This window comes from Paraburkholderia sp. J67 (genome assembly GCF_905220265.1).
Taxonomy (GTDB): Bacteria; Pseudomonadota; Gammaproteobacteria; order Burkholderiales; family Burkholderiaceae; genus Paraburkholderia.
On the sequence record NZ_CAJMZK010000011.1, the window covers coordinates 87,530 to 102,625 of the forward strand.

At 65.7% G+C, this 15,096-nt stretch carries 7 protein-coding genes; 2 read left to right on the plus strand and 5 right to left on the minus strand.

Features of this window, described 5'->3' with window-relative positions; translation table 11 throughout:
• Positions 1-39: 39 nt before the first annotated feature.
• From glgX to U5782_RS20875, 5 genes are all read right to left on the minus strand, one after another.
• The gene (gene glgX, locus U5782_RS20855; RefSeq protein ID WP_322045779.1) at positions 40-2,259 is read right to left on the minus strand and encodes a glycogen debranching protein GlgX; all 2,220 of its coding nucleotides are present in this window, start codon (positions 2,257-2,259) and stop codon (positions 40-42) included.
• Positions 2,260-2,327: 68 nt separating this feature from the next.
• Positions 2,328-4,544 carry a 1,4-alpha-glucan branching protein GlgB gene (gene glgB, locus U5782_RS20860; RefSeq protein WP_322045780.1) on the minus strand — a complete coding sequence of 739 codons (2,217 nt, stop codon included), beginning with the start codon at positions 4,542-4,544 and terminating at the stop codon, positions 2,328-2,330.
• Positions 4,537-7,968 (minus strand): maltose alpha-D-glucosyltransferase, encoded by a 3,432-nt coding sequence (gene treS, locus U5782_RS20865; protein WP_322045781.1) that lies wholly within the window; start codon positions 7,966-7,968, stop codon positions 4,537-4,539. The genes glgB and treS overlap by 8 nt, the downstream gene beginning before the upstream one ends.
• A complete protein-coding gene (locus tag U5782_RS20870; protein ID WP_322045782.1) occupies positions 7,965-11,471 on the minus strand; it encodes a maltotransferase domain-containing protein in 3,507 nt (1,168 codons plus the stop codon). The genes treS and U5782_RS20870 overlap by 4 nt, the downstream gene beginning before the upstream one ends.
• A gap of 361 nt (positions 11,472-11,832) precedes the next feature.
• Complete coding sequence (locus U5782_RS20875; protein ID WP_322045783.1) at positions 11,833-12,489, minus strand: DUF1345 domain-containing protein; 657 nt, start codon at positions 12,487-12,489, stop codon at positions 11,833-11,835.
• Between the two features lie 293 nt (positions 12,490-12,782).
• Here U5782_RS20875 and U5782_RS20880 point away from each other — a divergent pair, with 293 nt between their 5' ends.
• Positions 12,783-13,376 (plus strand): sugar dehydrogenase complex small subunit, encoded by a 594-nt coding sequence (locus tag U5782_RS20880; protein WP_322045784.1) that lies wholly within the window; start codon positions 12,783-12,785, stop codon positions 13,374-13,376.
• A 76-nt stretch (positions 13,377-13,452) separates the two neighbouring features.
• Positions 13,453-15,054 carry a GMC family oxidoreductase gene (locus U5782_RS20885; RefSeq protein ID WP_322045785.1) on the plus strand — a complete coding sequence of 534 codons (1,602 nt, stop codon included), beginning with the start codon at positions 13,453-13,455 and terminating at the stop codon, positions 15,052-15,054.
• Positions 15,055-15,096: the final 42 nt, after the last annotated feature.

Consider the following 15,096-nt stretch of genomic DNA (forward strand, 5'->3'; position numbering starts at 1 on the left):
CAGATCGTTCGGATGCAGGGTCATGGCCAGTTCCTGTGGCTATCCAGCAGCGTGTTCATCCGGGCCCGTGGCCGGCGCTGCGGCGGGCGGCTGGCGCGGGTCGGGTGGCGGCGTTTTGCCAGCACTTGCGGCATTTGCCGTCGAGTCGTGTCCGGCGTAGCGCGTATGCCGCGCGCACAGCACCACGAGCGTGTGCGCGGCGACCTCGAACGTCCCGTCGTTTAGCGCATGTGGCGGCTCATCGGGATGCGCGGTGTCGAGCGTCACGAACCACGCGAGGCGCGGCGCAGGCGCCGTGAACTTCACCGCATGCGTCGAGGCGTTCAGCATCATTAACAATACTTCCATTTCGCCGTCGAGTCCCGGTCCCGCGCGCCGCACCGCAAACGCGCGCGCCTCGGGGTCCTGCCATGCCGCGGGCGAGAGCGGCTCGCCGTGCTCGTCGAACCAGTCGATGTCGTGGATGCCGGGCAGCACCTCGCGGTCGCCGAACAGAAAATGCGTCTCCCGCAGCAAGGGATGGTCCCGGCGCAACGCAATGGCGCGCGCGGCGAATGCCGTCATCGCCTCGCCTTGCGGCGTCGCCGCGAGTGTCCAGTCGAGCCAGGAAATCTCGTTGTCCTGGCAGTAGGCGTTGTTGTTGCCATGCTGGGTGCGGCCGGTTTCGTCGCCGGCGAGCAGCATCGGCGTGCCGAGCGCGATGCACAGCGTCGCCAGCATCGAACGCGTGACGCGGGCGCGCGTGTCGAGAATGGCGGGATCGTCGGTCGGGCCTTCCACGCCCCAGTTCGCGCTCCAGTTTTCGTTGTGGCCGTCGCGATTGTCTTCGCCATTCGCTTCGTTGTGCTTGTGTTCGTACGACACCAGATCGGCGAGCGTGAAGCCATCGTGCGAGGTCACGAAATTGAGCGAGGCCCACGGACGACGCTTGCGCCGGTCGAACAGGTCGGCCGAACCCGTGAGGCGCGCGGCGAGGTCCGCGCGCTGGCTGGGCGCGCCGCGCCAGTAACGCCGCACGCTGTCGCGAAAGCGGTCGTTCCATTCGGCGAAGCCCGGCGGATGGTTGCCCAGTTGATAGCCGCCGGGGCCCACGTCCCACGGCTCGGAAATCAGCTTGACCTGCGCGAGCACGGGGTCCTGGCGCAACACGTCGAAGAATCCGCTGGCGGGATCGAAACCATGCGCTTCGCGGCCGAGCGTCACGCCCAGATCGAAGCGAAAGCCGTCGATGCCGTACGAGGTGACCCAATAGCGCAGCGAATCCACCACCATCTGCAAGACCCGCGGATGCGAGAGATTGAGCGTGTTGCCGCAACCGGTGTCGTTGATGAGGTGGCGTTCGTCGCCAGGCACGCAGCGGTAATAGCAGGCGTTGTCGAGCCCGCGCCAGGAGACCGTCGGTCCGACTTCGCCGCTTTCGCAAGTGTGGTTGTAGACAACATCGAGCAATACCTCGATGCCCGCCGCGTGCAACTGGCGCACGGCGATGCGCATTTCGTCGGTGTCGTAGCCTGAGAGATACGAGGGCTCCGGCGCGAAGAACGCTGCCGTGTTGTAGCCCCAGTAGTTGCGCAGCCCGCGCTCGACCAGAAAGCGCTCGGTGAGAAACGCGTGCACGGGCAACAGTTCCACGGCGGTGACGCCAAGCTTGTGCAGATGGTCGATGAAATACGGCATGCCGAGCGCGGCGAAGGTGCCGCGCGTATGCGTGCGCAGATCGTGACGCATCATCGAGATGCCGCGCAGATGCGCCTCGTAGATGACGGTCTTGCTCCAGGGCGTGTTAGGGCGCACGTCGCGCGACCAGTCGAAGGCGTCGTGGCTCACGACGGCCTTGGGCATCGCGGGTGCGGAGTCGCGGCGATCGAGCGAGAGGTCGACACGGTTCGAATGCACGCGATAGCCGTAGAGCGTATCGGACCAGCGGAACTGGCCGACGAGCTTGCGCGCGTAGGGGTCCAGCAGCAACTTGTACGGATTGAAACGATGGCCTTGATGCGGCTGATAAGGCCCATGCGCGCGCAAACCGTAGACGGTGCCCGGATGCGCGCCAGGCAGATAGCCGTGCCAGATTTCGTCGGTGCATTCGGGCAGCGTGTAGCGCGTGCGCTCCTTGCGCCCGGTCGGATCGAACAGGCAGAGTTCGATGCGCCACGCGTGCGCCGAGAACACCGCGAAGTTCGTGCCCAGCCCGTCCCATGTCGCGCCAAGCGGATAGGGTGAACCGGGCAGCAGCCGGTCGGGCAGGCCGTTAGACATATCGATGCTCCTTCTCGTGTTTCTTGTATTGCATCGGATTGCTGATTAAATGCGAACTGGGCTGCGGATCAGCGTCGCAGCCTTAACACCAGGGTGCCGAGCGGCGGCAGCACGAGCGCCACCGATTGCGGCTTGCCGTGGCTTTGCACCGGCTCGGTCGATACCATTCCTCCATTGCCCGTGTTCGAACCGCCATAGACTTCGGCGTCGGTGTTGAGCGCTTCTTCCCACTGTCCAGGCTGCGGCATGCCGATCCGGTAACCGTGGCGCGGCACCGGCGTGAAATTGCAGACTACGACGATCTCGCGGCCCGTGCCGTCCACGCGCCGCCACGCAAGCACGCTGTTTTCGCTGTCATCGGCGACCAGCCATTCGAAACCGCCCGGCTCCGTGTCGAGCACATGGAGCGCCGGTTCGGTGCCATAGAGCCGGTTGAGATCGCGCACGAGCGTCTGCACGCCGCGATGCAGCGGATCGTCGAGCAGGTTCCAGTGCGGCGTGCCATCGTGATCGAATTCGGCCATCTGCCCGAACTCGCCGCCCATGAACAGCAGCTTCTTGCCCGGATGCGCCCACATGAAGCCGAAATACGCGCGCAGGTTCGCGAACTTCTGCCAGCGATCGCCTGGCATCTTGCCGAGCAGCGAGCCCTTGCCGTGCACCACTTCGTCATGCGAGAGCGGCAGCACGAAACGCTCGGAATACGCGTACACCATCGCGAACGTCATCATGTGATGGTGATAGCGCCGGTACACGGGGTCTTCGTGCATGTAGTGCAGCGTGTCGTGCATCCAGCCCATGTTCCACTTGAACTGGAAGCCGAGACCACCGTCCTCCAGGCGCGCGGTGACGCCCGGCCATGCGGTCGACTCCTCGGCGATGGTGATGACGCCGGGGCGTTGCGGCACGTACTGCGTTTCGTGATTGAGGCGCTTGAGGAACGCGATCGATTCCAGATTTTCGCGGCCGCCGTAAACGTTCGACACCCATTCGCCTTGCGCGCGCGAATAGTCGCGATAGAGCATCGACGCGACGGCATCCACGCGCAGGCCGTCGACGTGATAACGCATCAGCCACGCGAGCCCGGAGGCGATCAGGAACGCGCTCACCTCTTTGCGGCCGAGGTTGTAGATCATCGTGTTCCAGTCGGGGTGGTAGCCTTCGCGTGGGTCCGCGTGCTCGTAGAGCGGCGTGCCGTCGAATTCGATCAGGCCGTGCGCATCGTTCGGAAAATGCGCGGGCACCCAGTCGAGGATCACGCCCAGTCCCGCTTCATGCGCGCGATCGACGAATGCGGCGAAGTCGAGCGGCGAGCCTAGCCGTGCCGTGGGCGCGAATTGCGAGAGCGGTTGATAGCCCCACGACCCGCCGAACGGATGCTCGGCAACCGGCAGCAGTTCAATGTGCGTGAAGCCCATGCCCTGCGCGTAGGGAATCAGTCGATCCGAAAGCGCGCGCCAGTCGGGGGCGGGTGCGTCCGCGCCCTGGGTGGGTAGCCACGAGGACGCGTGCACTTCGTAGATCGACATGGCGGCGCGCGCATTTTGCCGCTGTGCGCGCCCTTGCAGCCAGTCGTGGTCGTTCCAGGCGAATTGATCGAGCGCTTCGACGGGCGCGACGATCGACGCCGTGGCAGGCGGCGCTTCGGTCTGGAATGCGCACGGATCGGACTTGAGCGGCAGCACCTGGCCGCCCGCGCCCAGAATTTCGTACTTGTAGCGCGCGCCCGCGGCCACGCGCGGAATGAACAGCTCCCACACGCCCGCTTCATAGCGCAGCCGCATGGGATGGCGCCGGCCGTCCCATGCGTTGAAGTCGCCCACCACGGACACGCGCCGCGCATTCGGCGCCCACACGGCGAAGCGCACGCCGGGCACGCCGTCGCACACGTCGGGACGCGCACCGAGGCATTCGAGCACTGCGTACGGGTCGCCATCGGCGAGACGGCGCAGCGCGTCTTCGGAAAGCTGTGGGCCGAATGAATAGGGGTCCTCGACTTCCTGCGTCACGCCATGCCAGTCGATGGCGAGCCGGTACGATCCCGCTTCGGCAAGCGGCCCTGCGAAGAGGCCTGCCGGATGCACGCGAGTGAGTTCCGCCAGGGTATGGGCGCGGTCGCGCGCGAGCACGCTGACCTGTGAAGCGTTCGGCAGCCACGCGCGTACATAAGGCGCGCCATCGACCCAGTGCAACCCGAGCACGGCGAACGGATCGGCATGACGCGCCTCCACCAGCGCGTCGATGTCGTGAGGGGGCAGGCCGGCGTCCGGGGCGCGCTCAGGCATGTCCGCTTCCTCCCGTATGCGCGTGTCCGTGGACATGGTTGGGCGTGAGGCCGAGCACGCGGCTCGCGAGCGCAGCAAGGCCACGGATCGGCAACGCGAGCCACGAAGGCCGGTTGGCGGCTTCGTAGCGGATCTCGTAGGCCGCCTTCTCGATCAGGAACAGGTCGAGCAGCGCCTGCTCGTGCGTGGCGCTCACGAGCGAGATAGGCGCGTTGGTCGCGGCCGCGCGGTACTGGCTCAGGAAGGTTTCGGCGGCGTGGCCGCGGAAGCGCTCGAACAGTGTGCGCTTGCGGTCGGCGAGGGCTTGCGGCGCGCTTTCTGTCGTGGATTGTGCGGCGGCGCCCGCATAGGAGAGCGAGCGCAGGAGGCCCGCGACGTCGCGCAACGAACACTGCTTCGCGCGCCGATAGTCGAGCGCCCGCGCGGGTTCGCCTTCGAAGTCGATCAGATAGGCGTCGCCTTGCGCGAGCAGCACCTGGCCCAGATGGAAGTCGCCGTGAATGCGAATGCGCGCCGCGGACGCATCGGGCGGCACCAGCGATTGCAGTGCCTCGATCAATGCGTCCCGGCGATCGATGAGGCTGCGCGCGAGTTCGCGCGCGTCGTCGTCGAGCGTGTGGTCGTCGTCGCCCACATGTTGCGCGACGATGTCGAGCGCTTCGACGAGCATCGCTTTCGTGTCGGCGACCCACTTGCGCACGTCGTCGGGCGTGGCGGCTTCGGGTGCGAAGGCCGGGTCGTCGGTCGGCTGCGCGAGCGCCGCGTGCAACTCGCCCAGCCGCTTGCCGATCGCGCCGATCACGGTGGCGTAGTTCTGCATGACTTCTTCTTCGTGGGCCGGATCGGTGCTTTCGCCGTCGTCCGCGGAGAGCGCCAGTTCGTCGATCGTGCGGCGCAGATAGTCGAGCGCCCACGCCCACGCATCGCCCTGATTGTCGATGAAGCCTTGCAGGATCGCGAGCGTATGCGGCACGCCTTGCGGATCGACGCGTACCACTTCGCCATACAGTGGCGCGGTGTTCGCATAGCCGAGCTTCGTGAGGTAGCGGCTCATTTCGGCTTCGGGATGCACGCCTGCCATCAGGCGGCGCACCAGCTTCAAAACGAGCGTTTCCGCGATGATGAGCGAGCTGTTGCTTTGCTCCGCCGCGAGCCAGCGTATTTCGGGTTCCTCACCGAGTTCGAGTTCCTGTAGACGCTCGGTCGGTTCGAAGTGGATCGTGCTGCCTTGCACGGTCGGTACGGCTGCGCGTTCGCGCAGCTTGCGCAGCACGCCATAGGCGAACCAGGGCAGCGAGAAGGCATCTGTGAGGTAGCCGATCGTGCGTCCGCGCCGCACGCGTGACAGGGCGAGCTGGATATGCAACGGCGTCGTGGTGTCCGCGCCCCAGGTGATGGCGATGGGCAGCACATAGCGCTCGCTCGTGCCATCCGCGAGTTCGGCTTCGAGTTCGGTGAAGGCGAAGCCCGCGCCCTGGATGGTCGTGAGCGCGGCCAGCCGCACGCCGCGCAGCGGTTTGTCCTTGGACGCAAACCAGCGCCGCCGCGACAGATACGATGGCAGCACTTCCGATTCCAGCAGCCGCACGTTCTCGGGCGTCGCGCCAGTTTGACCTTCGCGAATCACTACGGTCACGAATTCCGGCAATTGTTCCGAAGCGGGCTGGCTCCACGACGGCCGTTGCGTGCCGGGGCACAAAAGGAACCACAGGAAGCCATACGGCGGGAAGGTCAATAGATAGGGTAACTGACCAATCGGCGGGAACACGGAATCCGCCGTCATTTCGACCGGCGCGGTGCCCGCAAATTCGGACAGATCGAGTTCGACCGCTTGCGGCGCGCGCGAGAGATTTGCCACGCAGAGGATCGACGGTTCGCCCGGCATTTCGCGTAGATACGCCAGAATCTTGCGGTTGGCGGGCCGCAGGAAGCGGATCGTGCCGCGCCCGAAGGCCTGCTTTGCGCGGCGCGTGGCCAGCATGCGGCGCGTCCAGTTGAGCAGCGAATGCGGATCGCGCGTTTGCGCTTCCACGTTGATCGCGTCGTAGCCGTAGAGCGAGCCCATCAGCGGCGGCAGCACCAGTTGCTCCGGATCGGCGCGCGAGAAGCCGCCGTTGCGATCGGACGACCACTGCATCGGCGTACGCACGCCGTCGCGGTCGCCGAGGTGAATGTTGTCGCCCATGCCAAGTTCGTCGCCGTAGTAAATCACCGGCGTGCCCGGCATCGACAGCAGCAGCGAATTGATCAGTTCGATACGGCGTCGATCGCGCTCCATGAGCGGCGCGAGACGGCGGCGAATGCCCAGATTCAGGCGCGCGCGCCGGTCGCTCGCATAGGTGTTCCAGAGATAGTCGCGCTCGGAATCGGTCACCATCTCCAGAGTGAGTTCATCATGATTGCGCAGGAAAATGGCCCACTGGCAGCTTTCCGGCAGATCGGGCGTCTGCTTCATGATGTCGATGATCGGGAAACGGTCCTCGCTCGCGATGGCCATATAAAGACGCGGCATCAGCGGGAAGTGGAACGCCATATGGCATTCGTCTTCGTTGCCGAAGTACTCCTGCACATCTTCCGGCCATTGATTCGCTTCGGCCAGCAGCATGCGATTGGGGTAGTGCTCGTCGATGGTCGCGCGAATCTGTTTGAGGATCGCGTGCGTCTCAGGCAGGTTTTCGTTGTTGGTGCCTTCGCGTTCCACGAGATAGGGCACGGCGTCCAGCCGCAGGCCATCGATGCCCATGTCGAGCCAGAAGCGCATGACGTGCAGCACTTCGCGCAGCACGGCCGGGTTGTCGAAGTTGAGGTCGGGCTGGTGCGAATAGAAGCGGTGCCAGTAGTAAGCGCCCGCGACCGGATCATGGGTCCAGTTCGACGCTTCGGTGTCGATAAAGATGATGCGCGTGCCTTGATAGCGCTGGTCCGTATCCGACCATACGTAGTAGTTGCGATGGTTCGAACCGGGTTTCGCGCGTCGCGCGCGCTGGAACCACGGATGCTGGTCCGACGTGTGATTGATGACGAGCTCGGTGATCACGCGAATGCCGCGTGCGTGCGCTTCCTGAATGAAGCGTCGCACGTCGGCGAGCTGGCCGTAGTCGGGGTGGACGGTGCGGTAGTCGGCGATGTCGTAGCCGTCGTCGCGGCGCGGCGAGGGGTAGAACGGCAGTAGCCAGACGGCGGTCACGCCCAGGCCCGCGATGTAGTCGAGCTTCGCAAGCAGGCCGGGGAAATCGCCCACGCCGTCGTTGTTCGCATCGAAGAACGACTTGACGTGCACCTGGTAAATCACGGCGTCCTTGTACCAGTACGGGTCGTCCGAGAGCAGCGATGGCTTGCCGCGCTTTTGCGTGACGTGCGCTTCGTGGCCGTTGTCGTCGGCCGGTGCGGTGGGGTCGTGTGTCACCGAGGGGTCGCGTTTCATGTCGCTCCTCCGGGCGGGAAGTCGTCGCCCAGTTCGGGGTGGCCTTCGAGTTGCGCGTCTTCGGCCTCGGGTGGGGGCGTTTCGCGCGGGAGTCCGTCGATGGGCGCGATGCGCCAGATTGCGAAGGGTTTTGTATTCGGGTCCAGCCGCACGTGCTGCCAGCGGCCCTGCCATTCGAAGCGCTCGCCCGTCATCTCGTCGACCACGGCGAGGCGCGCGTGATCGTCGATCTGCCATTGCTGGAACGTGGCCCAGGACAGCTCGATATCGGCGCCCTGTTCGTTGAAGGCATCGAGGTTGATGGCCACGACGATGACGTTGTCCCGCGCGGGGGTGGCTTTTTCGAAGCAGAGAATCGATTCGCTGTGCGCGGGCAGGAAGGTGACGCCAAGATGCGTCTGCAAGGCGGGGTTCGCGCGTCGCACGCGGTTGAGCGCGGTGATTTCCGGCACTATGTTGCCGGGGCGGTTCCAGTCCCACGCGCGCAGCTGGTATTTTTCGGAGTCCAGATATTCTTCGCTATTCGGCAATGGCCGGGCGTCGCACAGCTCGAACCCGCTATAGACGCCCCAGATCCCTGCGAGCAGCGAGGCGAGCGCGGCGCGTATCAAATGGATCGAGCGCGCGCCGCTTTGCAGATAGCGCGGATTGATGTCCGGCGTATTGACGAAGAAGTTGGGTCGATAGAAGTCGCGCACCTCGCTCTGCGTGAGTTCGGTGAGGTAGGCGATGAAATCGCGCTTCGACTCGCGCCACGTGAAATAGCTGTACGACTGCGAAAAGCCGAGCTTCGCCAGCCGGTACATCAGGCGTGGGCGCGTGAAGGCTTCTGCCAGGAAAATCACGTCTGGGTGACGCGCGCGCACGTCGGCGATCATCCATTCCCAGAACGGCAGGGGCTTGGTGTGCGGGTTGTCGACGCGGAAAATCCGCACGCCCGTGTCCACCCAGAACAGGATTACGTCGCGCAGCGCGAGCCAGAGATCGGGCTTCGCGTCGTGCGCGTAGAACTCGGGGTTCACGATGTCCTGGTACTTCTTCGGCGGGTTTTCCGCGTAGCGCAGCGTGCCGTCGGGACGCCATGCGAACCAGCCCGGATGCGCCTTGAGCCACGGATGGTCGGGCGAGCACTGGATCGCGAAATCGAGCGCGATTTCGAGGCCGTGCGCGTGCGCCGCGTTCAGCATGCGGCAGAAGTCCTCCAGCGTGCCCAGTTGCGGATGCACGGCGGTGTGGCCGCCTTCTGCGCCGCCAATCGCATACGGGCTGCCCACGTCGCCGGGCTGGGCGGTCAGCGAATTATTGCGGCCCTTGCGATTGGCGACGCCGATCGGGTGGATCGGCGGGAAATACAGCACGTCGAAACCCATATCGCGCACGCGCGGCATCTTCGCGATCACGTCGTCCCAGGTGCCGTGGCGCGCTTCGTCGTCGCTCATCGAGCGCGGGAAGATCTCGTACCAGCTCGCGAAACGCGCGGCGGGACGCTCGGCGTCCACGCGCTGCACGGTGGCGTCGCGCGAGAGAAATGGGCGGTGATGCGCGGCGCGCACGGCGGCGGCCGTTGCGTGCGCCGCGAGCAGTGCGCAGCGCGTGTCCGTATCCGCGCCGATAAACCGTCTGACGATGTCGTCGAGCGCGGCGCGCGTGCGGGCGTGTTCCTCGCCGGGCACGTCCGAGGTTTCGGCCGTGGCGAGCACGAGCGCAAGCAGGCGGCTCGCTTCCTCGAGTTCGAGTTCGACGGGTTGATTGACTGCGCGCTTCTTTTGCAGATGATCGGCCAGCGAGGCGAAGTCGTCGCGCCACGCGATCACCACGAACTCGTAGCGGCCCACGCGATCGAGCGGAAAGTGGCCGCCCCACAGATCGTTGCCGGCGGGCGGCAGTGGCGTCATCGGTGTTTCGTGCCAGGCGGTTTCGTCGACGGCGCGCCAGAGGATCGCAGCGTCGATCCGGTCATGGCCTTCCGCGAAGATCGCGGCGCGCACCTCGCAGCGCTCGCCGACGATGCGCTTCGCCACGAAGCGCCCATGATCGACCGAGGGCGTGACGCTCTCGATGGCGATACGCGGCGCGGCGATCGCTTCCAGCACGCTCTTGTGGCCGCTCGTGGGCGACTTCGCGAGATCCTCAGGCGGTGCGAGCGTGACGAGCGGGGTGGCGAGCGCACGGAACATCCAGCATGCGCCCGCAGGTAGTGTGAAGCTGTCCGGAATCGCGCTGGCGTCGTGACGCTCGGGCGTGCGCGCGCCGCGCAAGCTCTGCGCGTCGAGCGGCGTGAAGCGGGTGAAATTGCCCGGTACGCCGTCGAGCAGATGCGCCATGTTCACGCGCACGGGCGCGGCCAGCGCGGGATTGACGAGTGTGAGCAGCGCTTCTTCCGCGTTGCGCAGATCGTCGCGGTCGCCGCGCAGCAGGGCGGCCACGGGGGCGCCAGCGCCGCTGAGCGTGCGCAGTTCGCCATTGGTTTGCAGGATGAAGGTCTCGCGTTGCAGGGCGTTGGCGTGGGCGATGTCGGCGGACAGGTCGATGGGCGCATGCGCCTTCACGTCTTGCCATGCGCGTGCACCGCCTGCGGGATCGTGGCCGCCGTGGCCGCTCGCATCGTGCACGCCGTATTCGAAGCCCATCGGCACGAGCCAGCCGGTGCCGAGCGCCGCCGCCGCGCGCAGCATGCGCCGATAGGCCCGCTCGACGGCGCGGGCGTCGGTGGCGCCTTCGAGATCGTGCGCGAGGCGCGCCCCGTAAGGCGCTTCGGGAAACGTGATGGGCGAGCCCACGCGCCGCACGACGGCATGCTCCTCGACCATCCAGCTCGCCGAGAAGTCCCACCAGCGCAGCGACGTGAAGGCGGCGTCGAAGCCCGCATGCTCGAGTTGCGCGATTTCCTCGCGCGCGAGACCGGGCGTGGCGGCCAGCCAGCGCGTCGTGGGATGGCTCGCGCGCACGGCGTCGAACACGGCGCGCAGTGCGCTGACCGGCACGCGATGCGGCGAATCGATACGAAACCCGCCGAGTCCCGCATCCACGAGGCTCGTCGCGAATTGCGCCCACCAGAGCGCGAGCGGCGCGCCCGCGCGCTCGAAATCGGCGTAAGCGACATTGGCGTCACGGTGGCCGTGGCGCGGGTCGAGGCGCGCATCCTCGGGCTCGAACGGATGAAACCATTCGGGATGCCCGACGTAGAGCGCACCGTCGGCGGCCGCGCGGTCGAGCGTGAGGTCCGCGAGCAGCGTGATGCCGCGCGCACGCGCAGCGCTCGCGAGCAGGCGCAACGCGTCGTCCACGCGTTCCTGCGAACCGAAGGCGGGATGCAAACGGGTGTGATCGGCGATGATGCGGTCGTCGCCCGAGGCGCCGGGCGCGAACAGGCCGCCGATCAGGACATGATCGAAGCCGAGCGACGCCGCGTGCGCAAAGTGCGCAGGCCAGGCGTCGAGCGGCCCGGCGAGGACGGAATGGACGAAGTAGATCCGCGGCGCATAGGCGTGAGGAGGTTCCATCGGTCGTATTCCAGGTAGGTCGGACGGCGTGGATGCAGGCCGATGGGACACCGGGTGCGATCACGTTGCCCGTGGGCTGCCGGAGCGGGCCGCGCGAGGCTCGCGGCGCGTCCTGTTCAGAGTAGTGCAAGAGCAGGCCGGAACCAAACCGCGAGCGACGCGTGGCGTCTTGGCGAAGGATTCAGCAAGGCCTGTGCCCAGGGCATGGGCGCGCGCGGGTGTGCCGCCGGGCGCGGCGTAGACGTGAGCGCGCAGCGCAACGCGCGTGCAGGTACGGCAACGATTGCGCGTGGGCCGCGCGAATTTTGCAAAAGAGCCCATCACCGCGCGCGGCTGCACGACGATGGGGCAACAACGGGTGTCAGTTCCCGACCATGCTCGCCGCGATGTTCACGCAGAGCCCGAGCACCGACACATTGAAATAGAACGAGAGAATCGATTGCGCGAGCACGCTGCGGCGTGCGCTGCGCCCGCGCATGCCGACATCGGCGGTCTGCGAGGCGCAGGCGATCGTGAACGAGAAGTACAGGAAGTCCCAGTAATTGGGCGTGAGTTGCTTGTCGGGGAAGGCGAGGGCGGGCGCATCGGGATCGGAGCCGTAATAGACGCGCGCATAGTGCAGCGTGAAGATGGTCGGAATCAGGAACCACGCGCCAATCAGCGTCATGCCGGTGAGCAGCGAATGCAGCACCTTCGAGGCTGTGCCGAGATCCTTCGTGGTGCCGAGTTCCAGCACGATGGCGACGATGCTCGCCACGGTCGCCGCGCACACGACGATCAGCACCGTGCCCGCGTTCTGGTCCTCGCGCTGGGCGTTGGCGCGCACGGCATCTTCGCTCGTGCGCACCATGTGTATCCAGATCAGCACGAGGTAGGTCCAGATCGCCGTGTCCCAGCCGACGAGGACGCGCGCCACTGGCCGGATCGTCGCGGGCACGAGTGCGCCGGCCACGATGCCGAGCACGATGCCGGTTGTCATATGCGGCCGGTTGCGCAGGACTTGCGGAAGAAGATTCATCGCATGGATCGCTCGGGTGGCGCGCGTGCACGACGGGGTTTATCGACGGGACTGGCACGCGCATTGTTGCAACGATTTGAAGCGGCTCGCCGATATGGCGTTATTTTAAGGATCGCGCCTTACGGTTTGTCTAACGGCGCCGCGCGGGGCTATATTGCTTGAGCGGCGTGGCATCTGGACCTTTCTTCGTAACAGCGGTGTGTCACGCGTACGATTGCAAACCTTTCCAGCCGTGTTTCCCGTCGTTTCCCGTTGCCCTCGTCGCCATGCCGACGGCTTCGTCTGGAGTACCCATGACCGATGTGAGGCAGGACGGGACCGCTAGCACTGCCGCCGCGCCTGGCCGCCGCCGCTTCGTGACGCTCGCCTGTGTGTCCGCCGTGGCGCTTGCCTTCACGCTGGTCGGCCGGCGCGTCGCGCCTTTGACGTTCGGCATGGCGCAGGCCTTGGGCGCTGCGCCGTCCGATCGCGGCTATCGTGCCTTCATCGCGCTTTCCCAACGTCTCACCGGACGCACGCGCCTCGATAACGTGCTCGGCCAGCGCATCTATGCCGCGCTCGCGCGTGCGAGCAACGAGTTCGAGCACAGCGTCGGCGCGCTCAATACGTGGTTGAAGGGGCACGGCGGCGTGCCATCGGATACCGTCACGGCCGCGCTCAAGATCGATCAGCCTGCGCTTGCCTCGACCGTGGGTGACATCATGCGCGCGTGGTATCTCGGCGTGGTGGGCGAGATGCCGAACGTGCAGGTGCTCGCCTATGAAAAAGCCTTGATGTTCGGCCCTGTCGACGACGTACTGACGATTCCTTCGTATTGCCGCGACCTGCCGTTCTACTGGACGCAGAAGCCTTCGGATTTCTCCGCCGCGAGCGTGGCGGCGGCGTAGCAGGTTAATCGCGCGAGCATACTCGAAGGTCGCGCCGGATCCTCACAACTCGAACGTCAGAACAAGCGAGAAGACGATGGCGATTGAGCACTCTGCGGATGTGGTCGTGGTCGGCTCGGGCGTGGCGGGGAGTCTGGTCGCGTATCGCATGGCTCAGGCCGGCGCCTCCGTGATCCTGCTCGAAGCCGGGCCGCGTCTCGCGCGTTGGCAGATCGTCGAGAACTTTCGCAACTCGCCCGTCAAGGCCGACTTCGCGACACCGTATCCGTCCGTGTCCTGGGCGCCGCATCCCGAGTATTCGCCGCCCAACGGCTATCTGGTGCAGAAGGGCGATTATCCGTACAACTCACAATATTTGCGCCTCGTGGGCGGCACCACCTGGCATTGGGCAGCGGCGGCCTGGCGGCTTTTGCCGTCCGATTTCCGGCTCAAGACGCAGTACGGCGTGGGCCGCGACTGGGCGTATCCGTACGAGACACTGGAGCCCTGGTATCAGGCCGCCGAAGTCGAACTGGGCGTCTCGGGACCGGATGCCGCGCATGATCTCGGCTCGCCGCGCTCGAAGCCTTATCCGATGCCTATGCTGCCGCTCTCGTACATGGATCAGCGCTTTTCCGAGGTGCTCAACGCCAACGGTTTTCGCGTGGTGCCCGAGCCAGTCGCGCGCAACAGCCGCCCGTACGATGCACGCCCAACCTGTTGCGGCAACAACAACTGCATGCCGATCTGCCCGATCGCAGCGATGTACAACGGCATCGTCCATGCCGACAAGGCCGAACGCGCAGGCGCAAAGCTCGTGCCCGAGGCCGTGGTGTACCGCATCGAGTCGGACAACAAAGGGCTCATCACGGCGGTGCACTACAAGGACCCGCGCGGGAACAGCACGCGCGTGACGGGCAAGTTCTTCGTGCTGGCGGCCAACGGCATCGAAACGCCCAAGCTCATGCTGCTTTCGACGAGCGCGGCGTTTCCGCACGGCATCGGCAACAGTTCGGATCAAGTGGGGCGCAACCTGATGGATCATCCGGGCACGGGCGTGACATTTCTCGCCAACGAAGCGCTGTGGCCGGGACGCGGGCCGATGGAAATGACCTCGGTGGTGAGTTTTCGCGACGGGGCGTTCCGCGCCGACTATGCCGCCAAGAAGCTCCATCTGTCGAATGCCGTGACGACGCTCGCCGTGACCGCTGCGCTTATCAAGAACGGCCTCACGGGCGCGGAATTCGATCGGCAGATTCGCGATCGCGCGGCGCGCACGCTCACCATCAACAGCTTCCACGAGCATCTGCCCGAGCCGCAGAACCGCGTGCTGCCATCGCGCGAGCACAAGGACGCGCTGGGCATCGCGCAACCGGAGATCTACTACTCGATCAACGACTACGTGAAGAAGAGCGCCGTCAATACGCATGACCTGTACGCACAGATCGCGCAGCTTTTCGGCGGGACGGAGGTGGCCTTCGACGACAGCTTCGCACCCAATAATCACATCATGGGCACGACGATTATGGGCACGAACGCGGCCGATTCGGTCGTCGATGCGGATTGCCGCACGCATGACCATGCAAATCTGTTCATTGCCAGCAGCGCAGTGATGCCGAGCGCGGCCTCGGTGAACTGCACGCTGACTGTGGCGGCGCTGGCGCTCAAGCTGGCGGACAAATTGCGTCACGAGTTGTGATGGGCGCTTTGACCCAGGCTGCGGCCAGCCTCTGGACAGGAA

Coding starts and splice junctions, on each gene's coding strand:
- glgB (WP_322045780.1), bottom strand. CDS start 4,544: ATGCCTGAGCGCGCCCCGGACGCCGGCCTGCCCCCTCACGACATCGAC.
- U5782_RS20880 (WP_322045784.1), top strand. CDS start 12,783: ATGACCGATGTGAGGCAGGACGGGACCGCTAGCACTGCCGCCGCGCCT.
- U5782_RS20870 (WP_322045782.1), bottom strand. CDS start 11,471: ATGGAACCTCCTCACGCCTATGCGCCGCGGATCTACTTCGTCCATTCC.
- treS (WP_322045781.1), bottom strand. CDS start 7,968: ATGAAACGCGACCCCTCGGTGACACACGACCCCACCGCACCGGCCGAC.
- U5782_RS20885 (WP_322045785.1), top strand. CDS start 13,453: ATGGCGATTGAGCACTCTGCGGATGTGGTCGTGGTCGGCTCGGGCGTG.
- U5782_RS20875 (WP_322045783.1), bottom strand. CDS start 12,489: ATGAATCTTCTTCCGCAAGTCCTGCGCAACCGGCCGCATATGACAACC.
- glgX (WP_322045779.1), bottom strand. CDS start 2,259: ATGTCTAACGGCCTGCCCGACCGGCTGCTGCCCGGTTCACCCTATCCG.